Here is an 8,177-nt window from a genome sequence, read left to right as displayed (position 1 = left end):
CGGCGGCTCATATCCTGTTCGACAACCCACCATTTAACACCGGATTCATCGCCTGCATTTAGTACAGCTTCAATATCAACGCCGCCTGTTCCAAGCTCTGCAAAAAATTGTTCTGCATCAGTTGTCATATCTTTCAGGTGTACAAGTGGTGATCGGTTTTTATAACGTTTCAGCCACTCGACTGGATTTTCACCAGCCTTTGTCAGCCAGTACACATCAAGCTCTGTCTGTACATTGTCTGAGTTGGTATCGTCAAAAATGGCCTCAAGTGCCATTCTCCCATCCGACAGTCGCTCTAGTTCAAAATCATGGTTATGGTAAAGAAGAGTTATGCCTTCTTGGGCGCATGTTTCGCCCACTTGATCCAATAACGGAATAAGAGCCTGATAGTCATCTTCACTTCGACGATCCGGCATTAAATAAGGGCAGACCACATACTTGCTGCCTAATATTTTTTGATCTTCAATGACTTGTGCCAAATTGTTTTCCAATTCTTCGAGAGACACATGACTGGAGACTGCGCGAAGACCGAATTGATCCAATAACCCTTTTACTTCTCTCGGAGTCAATCCGCCATATCCAGCAAATTCAACCCCATCAAATCCAAGCTCGGCCACTTTTTTTAAAGTGTCGGCAAAGTCTTTTTCACTCTCATCGCGCAATGTGAACATTTGTACTGCTACCCGAATAGATGTCATCTTATATCCTCATTTCTATTTAAATTAAAACATTACTAATTTGCTTTCATCTTACATAATGAAAGGTGAAATGAACATAGATTATATAATTGAAACATCTATTATTTTGCTATTTTAATATTTTTCTAAGTTAGAGATCTTATGACGACAAACATTTGTTATTGCGGGTTTTTCGAAGAACAACGTCCGTCATCCATAATGAGAACCGATTCTTTTTTTGGACGCAGAACTCTCTTTAGTTGACCTGCTTATGTTTTCTCCATATAAAAAGGGAATGAAGGTGACTATACCGAAAATAATACATTGACCAAACGATAAGTGAAATTAGGAGGAGATACTCATGCCTCATTTCAATAAGGCAACCGATATTTCAAGGAGAGATGCAGAGATGAGCAGCTATTCGTCGAAGTCAGAGCTAAACAAGACTAATATTGCCCCCTGGCTTTCAGTAAGTAACGTGGCGGAGGCAATAAATTATTATCAGGCAGCCTTTGGAGTTGTAGAGCTGTATTGTCTTAATGACGATGACGGGAAGCCGATTGTCGCTCAATTATCGTTAGGGGGAGCGGATTTCTGGATTCAAGAAGACCCCGACTCTAGCCCTGATTCTGTCGCTCGAGGATCTTTTCGCATGATTGTATCAGTCAATGATCCAGATTCGATGTTTGTACAGGCACTCGCAGCTGGAGCAGCCGAAGTCGCTCCTGTAAGTGAAGGTTACGGCTGGCGTGTAGGGCGCTTGGTCGATCCTTTTGGCTATCATTGGGAGATTGGAAAGCCACTAAGCAACTGCTGAACACATTTTTTTGGGGGTGTTGTTTTAATGAACCAAATCATTCAGCCAGACATATTGAAAACAGATAAATTTGTATCGTTCTGTGGAGGAAGGGGAAACGACGTATGGAACATGTTGGTTGCCTGTATAACTGGGAATTCGAATATTGTACGAGATCTTTTAAGTAAAGAACCTTCATTGGCAAATTGCAATTGGGCGTATTTTTCTCCGCTGCATTTTGCAGTTAGGGAGGGACATAAAGATATTGTGAATATCTTACTTCAGTATAACGCTGATGCAACTGCTCAGTCAGGGATAAGCTGGCAAGATGCACCATTACAAAAGGCCAAAAACCGAGGGTATACCGGCATCATTGGGATATTGGAAGATCATCTTCAACAAACTCTAAATAGCAATTCATTAGGTGAATCCATTGCAGCTCTTATTAAAGAACAAAATGATAAAGAACTTAAACGATTAATAAATATAAATTCAGAAGCTATCAATTCAAGCGATGAGCAGGGGAATACTCCTCTCCATTGGGCTGTACTCACCCGACAAATAAAATTGATAGATTTTTTAATTGAAAAAGGTGCTGATTTGGAGGCGAAAAGAGCCGACGGTTGTAAGGTGGTTCATTTGGCATTAGCAGGAGATTACTTTTACCGCTCTAATAGAGATTTACCAGCAGAGTCTATACAAAACCAGTGGTTCATACTGGGTTACCTTATATCAAAAGGGGCTCAATACGATATTTATATAGCATCCGCTATTGGGGATACAGAATATGTAGGCGAAGCTCTTAAAAAAGAACCTTCACAGGCCAATGCTCTAGACGCTTCTGGAAGATCAGCACTATATTACGCCGCAAAACATGGTAACGAACAATCCGTTAGAGTATTACTTGATCACGGCGCCGATCCTAATCAAGCAGAAAAGGATGCACCAAAGGGCGCTGCATTACATGCTGCGGCAAGCAGGAATCATTTGTCCATTGTCAACATGTTATTGAAACACGGTGCTGATGCGAATGCTGAAGTTGAGTCATCTGGAAATTCTGTATTTATTGCCATGTTAAAGGGTCATACAGAAATGGTGGAACTGCTGTATGCCTCAGGGGGGGCTCTAACGTTAACTGGCGCTTGTGCTTTGGGTAAATTGGATTTAGTTGGCGAGATAGTAGCTGTAAAACCTTCCGAAATGAATGCGGGTGACTTTGGACCATTGACACAGGCTGTCAGTGAAGGTTACACGAACATCGTCCGTCTGCTTTTAAAGCATAATGTAGAATTAAATGGTCCTTGGTATACCAGCAACTATATGACCTATGCATTACGCTTTTCCGACAAAGAAATGGTAAAGTTGCTGCTTGATCATGGTGCCAATCCGAATCTTACCAATTGGATGGGCGTGAGTTACTTGCATTTATTGGCACTTCAAGGAAACATGGAACTAGCCAAGTTAATGATTAATTACGGTGCGGATATTAATACGGTAGATGATGAGTATTGCACAACACCGTTGGGATGGGCAGCCAAATATGGTCAAACAGAGATGGTCGCTTTTCTTCTCGAGCAGGGCGCTAAGAGAGTTTTAAAAGGTATTCCAGAATGGGCGACTCCAATGGCTTGGGCCAAACGAAAAGGTCATTCAGCGATCGTAGAAATGCTTTCATAACTGAAAATAGATGTAAAGTGAATAAAATCGCCATAATAACTATTAACTCACACAGGCTTGGGGTAGCTAAACTAGCTGACCGTATTATTGTTTTAGAAAATGGAAAAGTAATCGAACAAGGAAACCACTCTGCATTGATGAATGAAAAAGGACGATAATTCGACATGCTCGGAATTCAGGCACAGTGGTATACATGATCTCATAGAGCAAAAAGGATTTATTTAATGCTTTTCCTGAATATCCTTTTTACATTTGTAAGTTCAAATACAAATATAAGAAAAGGTGATGTATATAATGAGCACATCTAAAATAACTATGAAAAGCCCCACTCCAATCCTGCGTATTTTTGATGAGGAAAAAGCCAAAGAATTTTATTTAACATTTTTGGAATTTGAGTTAGATTGGGTGCATCGATTTGAAGATGATCTACCTTTATACATGCAAATATCATATAAAAATTGTATTATTCATCTTTCAGAGTATCACGGAGATTGCTGTCCTGGAGCTGCTATTAGAATTGAGGTAGAAAACTTAGGGTTACTCCATTCAAACCTTATATCAAAGAAATACAAATATGCTCGTCCTGGCATCGAAACAACCCCTTGGAATACTCAGGAGGTGTGCATTGGAGACCCCTTCGGAAATAGAATTGTGTTTTTTGAGAACATTTAATCATAACATTACACCCTAATACTGGGATGGCTTTGTCTGTAGGTTTCGTTTTTATAAAAAGATTGATTATTTTCTACCTATATATTTAGCAAGCTGTAAAATTAACTGCTTCATAAAAAGAATCCATTTTGATCAATCTTTTTTCAAAATGGATTCTACTAATTTTTGTAGTAAAATAAAGGTTTTATTTAAAACCAATCAGGAAAATGCTTCTTTAAAAACGCCAGCTTTACTTCTGTTTGAACGGAACCCCCGCCTTCATGACCATTAAAGGGGTAAATTACCATTTGTTTCTCGCTGTAAATACGGTTATATGTGGCAAAATACATCTGCGCGGGGCAAACTTCATCTTTCAGGGCTACCGAAGCAAGGACTCTGCATTTAATTCTGTCTGCCATATTCATGGTGTCAAAATAGCTTAAAGTTTCCATGACCAAATCCGTTTCGCCCGGATGCATCTTGAGATATTCAGCCACACTTGAGAAGGCGCCATGATATCCCTCAATACGACTAACAAGATTGCTATTGCTTGGTACATCAACCATGGCGAGCACTGGTCTATCATCCAATGCGGAGACAGCCATTCCCAGCCCTCCTCCTTGGCTTGTCCCTTCAAGGACGATTTTGGAAGCATCCACTTCCTCTTGACCAATAGCAAAATCAATGGCTTTGACACAATCCATGTAAACAGCCCGGAAATAATATTCATCTTTATCATGGACGCCCCTGCAGGCGTTATTGATTACAAATCCATTTGTGTATGCTGCACTGTTTCCGGTTTTTCCACCTTGATCTCGACAATCCACTGATAGTACGGCTACGCCCATCGTAATCCAATGCATAAAATCAGCAGGCTCTCCTCGACTTCCAGAAAAGCCATGATAATGAATTAAGCATGGGTATTTATCCTTCTTCATAAATGCAGGAACAATAAACCATCCGCTGATTCTCGTCTCATCCATTCCATTATAGGAAATATCGTAAACTTTGACATGAGTACTAGGATAATCTACCAAAATCTTTTCAGCATTTAGAGGAATAGCCTTAGCCTGCTGAATTGTTTTTTTCCAAAATTCATCGAAATCATCCCTCCGCGTCAATGCAGGAATGTAGTTATAGAAGTCCTTCGTCACATCGTCAATATAGCCCATTACCATTTCCCCTCCGTTATTTACTGCTATATACTAGTGGATTCAAATGACTTGCAGCAACCTCACCTGGTTTCACTCCTGGTAAGCACTGAGCTAAGTCATTTTTACGAGCATTGCTGTCTGGTTCGGCAGCAATAGAACCATCTGCATAATAAATAATCGTCATGACCTCTCGCATACGGTCAGTTGGATTTCCTGGAGCACAGTGCATCGTCCATCCGGCATGAAATGTTGCATCGCCAGCGGCCATTGCACCATAGGTCACTTTTTCGAAACCTTTTCCTTCAATATTGCTCTAATGTCCGGTGAGACTCATCCGAAATCTCTATTTTACTGACATACCCTGTTTTTTGAGATCCCGCAGCGAAAGTCATGGATCCCATCTCTTTTGTAATAGGAACGATTGGCATCCACATTGTGATCGTTTTGTCTGTATCAAGCGGCCAATAAATTTGATCTTGATGCCATGGCGTGTGCCCGCCTCCCGGTTCCTTGAACAATGCTTGATCATGATAGATCCGCACACCATCAACACCCATCAACTCAGCTGCTACTTTTGCAAATCTGCGAGCCATGACGAAACGTTGAACAATTTCACTTTTTTCCCATACATTCCCTATCTGAATGAACGCTTTTCCGTAAGTGGTCCGTTCGTGAATGGGCTTCTTATGATAGTTGAGTTCTTTTACAACCTCCCTGATGGCTTTTCCATAAAAGGAAACCTCTTCTGAAGAAGCTAGACCTCTTAAACAAATGTGACCGTTTTTTTGATATTCTTCGATTTGACCCGAGTTCAGTTCATAACTTTCATTCATAGATGGAATCTTATCAAGTTTCTTACACATCTAATTTCCCTCCAAGTTAATCATAGTTCCTCAATGTGAGATAGGTCACATCCATTAACATCCATAAATATGCATATTAAGATCTCTATTAGGAAGTTTTTCCTGTTTCTATCATTTATTTTTTTACTCCATCCTTTAACGTACTTCCTGACACTTTAAGAGAGTTGGGGCTTTCATTGCCGTACGAATCAAGTGCATGGACTTCAATCTCATACAATGTATTAGGCTGTAATCCGTCGAGTGGCAAGGTTAATGGATTTGGTATAGGAGCTTTGTAGAATTCTGAGAAGGCAAGGAATTGATTTGCTACCTCCCCTGTTTCCGCTTTTTTCACTACTATTTTATAGTCATGGATAAGAAGGTCATCTATAGCTTGAGTAAATATGATTGTCAAGCCGGTAGACGTCGTATTTTCATGGACAATAGTAATCTCGGAGCCCGCTTTAAAGAAAGGTGCCTTTTTGTCTCGCGATTCTGTATATTTGAATTTCTGTTTATTTGCAGGATAGCTGATTTCAAATGGTTCCCCTATCCAATCATTCCTATGAATATCACGGCGATGAAGCAATACTTCGCTGTCATAAACCTCTACAATCATAGCTTGGTTCAGGATGTTAGCACCCTCAGGTATTTCCCCTTGAACTCTTCCGCTTTCAAGAAATAAATAAGCACCTGTAGAAGTTCCAATTGAAGTGAAATCTTTTTGATGGATGATTCTAGGATCATCTAAAGGATAATGCGTATGTCCGGAAAACGCGATGACTTGAGAATATTGTTTCAATGTATTATAGAAAAGATCTCTATTTTCAGAAAAGCCCCATTCGCTTCCGTAGATTGTGTTTATCATAGGGTGATGGTGGAAGACGAAAATCGGTTTGTTCGGATCATCTGCATGTGCTTTCCTTAACTGTTCTCCCAGCCATTTAATTTGTATTGAAGAATACGTTCCTTCCGTTATACCGTCTTCTGTTCCAAGAATAATAAAATGATAGCCATTAATGACCTTGTGAAAATAAATAGATTGCATCCCTGTTTTCTCGAAATAACGTTTTTGGGCATCCGCTGCGGATAATTCATTCCAATAGTCATGATTCCCGATTGCCATCAATGAAACGGCATCTGATTGTTTTCTAGAATTGTAAGCAGACATAAATTTATCATACTCTTGAATTGCCCCATTTTCAGTTAAATCCCCAACAACAACAAAGGCATCCTGTTTTGGAGCTACCCTGTTTAATTGTTCTAAAGTAGTGATAAATTTTTCTAGTGTATGATTATGATCTGAATCAATATGTACATCACTTATTACTGGAAAAATTAAATTCGGTTTATTTTGAGATTTATCCTTGCTCATTGCGTTTCTCCTTCTAAAAAATTTTTCAATCATATAATATTTTTTAATTCCCAAATAAACATATCGTTTGGTTCAATGAGATAATCGACACTTGGAATTACAAAGTGAGCTAACTGGCTTAGTTCTTTATAAGAGCCAATACCGGACATAACCCCTATTCCATACCGGGCATTACTGTTTTTAGCAAGCTGCATATCAATAACCGTATCTCCAACAATGATTACTTCTTCTCTTTTTAAACGAAACTTTTTACAGAACTCTTCAACCACTTCAGGATTAGGCTTTTTTTTATATAAATCTGCGGTTCCAATAAACTGGACGGCATTCTCAATACCTAACTGCTGTAAACAAAGTTTTGTAGTTTCATAGTCATCTGAGGTAGCGATTCCTACGATAATACCCTTGTCATTTAGGGTAGAGAATAGTAAATCCAGGTTGCATACCGGTTTTACATTATCGATGTGTTCCCTTGTCTTATGTAACAACCGTTCCGATAGCCAATGATGCAAATGGGGCATATTTTCAGGTAAAACTCGATTAAATGCTGTGGCAATATCTAAAGACGTACCACTGGCTAGATACCCTTTTTCATCAATTTTGCCATTCCTTAATCCTATCGAATCACCTAACTTTTCTTTTAAAGCTTCATTTTCCTTATATCCGATGCTCTCCAATAACTCTTCGATGACCTCATTTGCAATCGGTATCCAAAGTTCATTAAATTTCAATAAAGTACCATCTTTATCAAACAATATACCTTTAATCCCCAACTGTAATAACCTCCTTACAAACGTCATTCGTTTTCCTCATCTTGACTTTTCCACATGGATAAAGATTAAAAGCTAGAAATTCACTGAGTTTTCTGCTTCACATCAGTATTTCTAGCTTTTTTACTATTCATTAATCCCGTGTGGTCAAACTGCTTCAATATTCTTTTATTGTGGCTCTTTTCGTAAACTTTGTTGCTTTTGGGACTTAATAAAGGGCATTTACTATGTTTCTAGG

The 8,177-nt window shown here is 39.2% G+C and carries 9 protein-coding genes (1 of these 9 cut by a window edge); 3 read left to right on the top strand and 6 right to left on the bottom strand.

All coding sequences use genetic code 11. The features are described 5' to 3' along the window. Nucleotides 1–671: the 5' portion of a sugar phosphate isomerase/epimerase family protein gene (locus tag V7137_RS09020; RefSeq protein WP_438825616.1), read on the bottom strand. 100 nt of this gene lie to the left of the window's left edge; the window shows 671 of its 771 coding nt (coding positions 1–671); the start codon lies at nucleotides 669–671; its stop codon lies beyond the left edge, outside the window. 367 nt (nucleotides 672–1,038) lie between these two features. On the opposite strand from V7137_RS09020, the gene V7137_RS09015 reads away from it, so the two are divergent. The 3 genes from V7137_RS09015 to V7137_RS09005 all read left to right on the top strand — a co-directional run bounded on the left by V7137_RS09015 (nucleotide 1,039) and on the right by V7137_RS09005 (nucleotide 3,822). Beyond that, on the top strand, nucleotides 1,039–1,494 hold the full coding sequence (locus V7137_RS09015) for a VOC family protein (protein ID WP_335697772.1): 456 nt from the start codon (nucleotides 1,039–1,041) through the stop codon (nucleotides 1,492–1,494). A 27-nt stretch (nucleotides 1,495–1,521) separates the two neighbouring features. Continuing rightward, on the top strand, nucleotides 1,522–3,150 hold the full coding sequence (locus tag V7137_RS09010; RefSeq protein ID WP_335697771.1) for an ankyrin repeat domain-containing protein: 1,629 nt from the start codon (nucleotides 1,522–1,524) through the stop codon (nucleotides 3,148–3,150). Nucleotides 3,151–3,435: 285 nt separating this feature from the next. After that, entirely contained in the window at nucleotides 3,436–3,822 is a 387-nt protein-coding gene (locus V7137_RS09005) for a glyoxalase superfamily protein (protein ID WP_420490110.1), read from the top strand. A gap of 188 nt (nucleotides 3,823–4,010) precedes the next feature. On the opposite strand, the gene V7137_RS09000 is transcribed toward V7137_RS09005, so the two are convergent. From V7137_RS09000 to V7137_RS08980, 5 genes are all read right to left on the bottom strand, one after another. Beyond that, nucleotides 4,011–4,973 carry an acetylxylan esterase gene (locus V7137_RS09000; protein WP_335697769.1) on the bottom strand — a complete coding sequence of 321 codons (963 nt, stop codon included), beginning with the start codon at nucleotides 4,971–4,973 and terminating at the stop codon, nucleotides 4,011–4,013. A 16-nt stretch (nucleotides 4,974–4,989) separates the two neighbouring features. Beyond that, the gene (locus V7137_RS08995; RefSeq protein WP_335697768.1) at nucleotides 4,990–5,238 is read right to left on the bottom strand and encodes a hypothetical protein; all 249 of its coding nucleotides are present in this window, start codon (nucleotides 5,236–5,238) and stop codon (nucleotides 4,990–4,992) included. A 19-nt stretch (nucleotides 5,239–5,257) separates the two neighbouring features. Next, the gene (locus V7137_RS08990) at nucleotides 5,258–5,818 is read right to left on the bottom strand and encodes a phytanoyl-CoA dioxygenase family protein (protein ID WP_335697767.1); all 561 of its coding nucleotides are present in this window, start codon (nucleotides 5,816–5,818) and stop codon (nucleotides 5,258–5,260) included. Nucleotides 5,819–5,933: 115 nt separating this feature from the next. Continuing rightward, the gene (locus V7137_RS08985) at nucleotides 5,934–7,172 is read right to left on the bottom strand and encodes a metallophosphoesterase (RefSeq protein WP_335697766.1); all 1,239 of its coding nucleotides are present in this window, start codon (nucleotides 7,170–7,172) and stop codon (nucleotides 5,934–5,936) included. A gap of 29 nt (nucleotides 7,173–7,201) precedes the next feature. Further along, on the bottom strand, nucleotides 7,202–7,942 hold the full coding sequence (locus tag V7137_RS08980) for an HAD family hydrolase (RefSeq protein WP_335697765.1): 741 nt from the start codon (nucleotides 7,940–7,942) through the stop codon (nucleotides 7,202–7,204). Nucleotides 7,943–8,177 lie beyond the last annotated feature (235 nt).

The sequence above is a fragment of the Neobacillus drentensis genome (assembly GCF_036962765.1).
Lineage (GTDB): Bacteria > Bacillota > Bacilli > Bacillales > Cytobacillaceae > Neobacillus > Neobacillus drentensis_C.
This window is presented reverse-complemented; position numbering and strand designations above follow the sequence as displayed.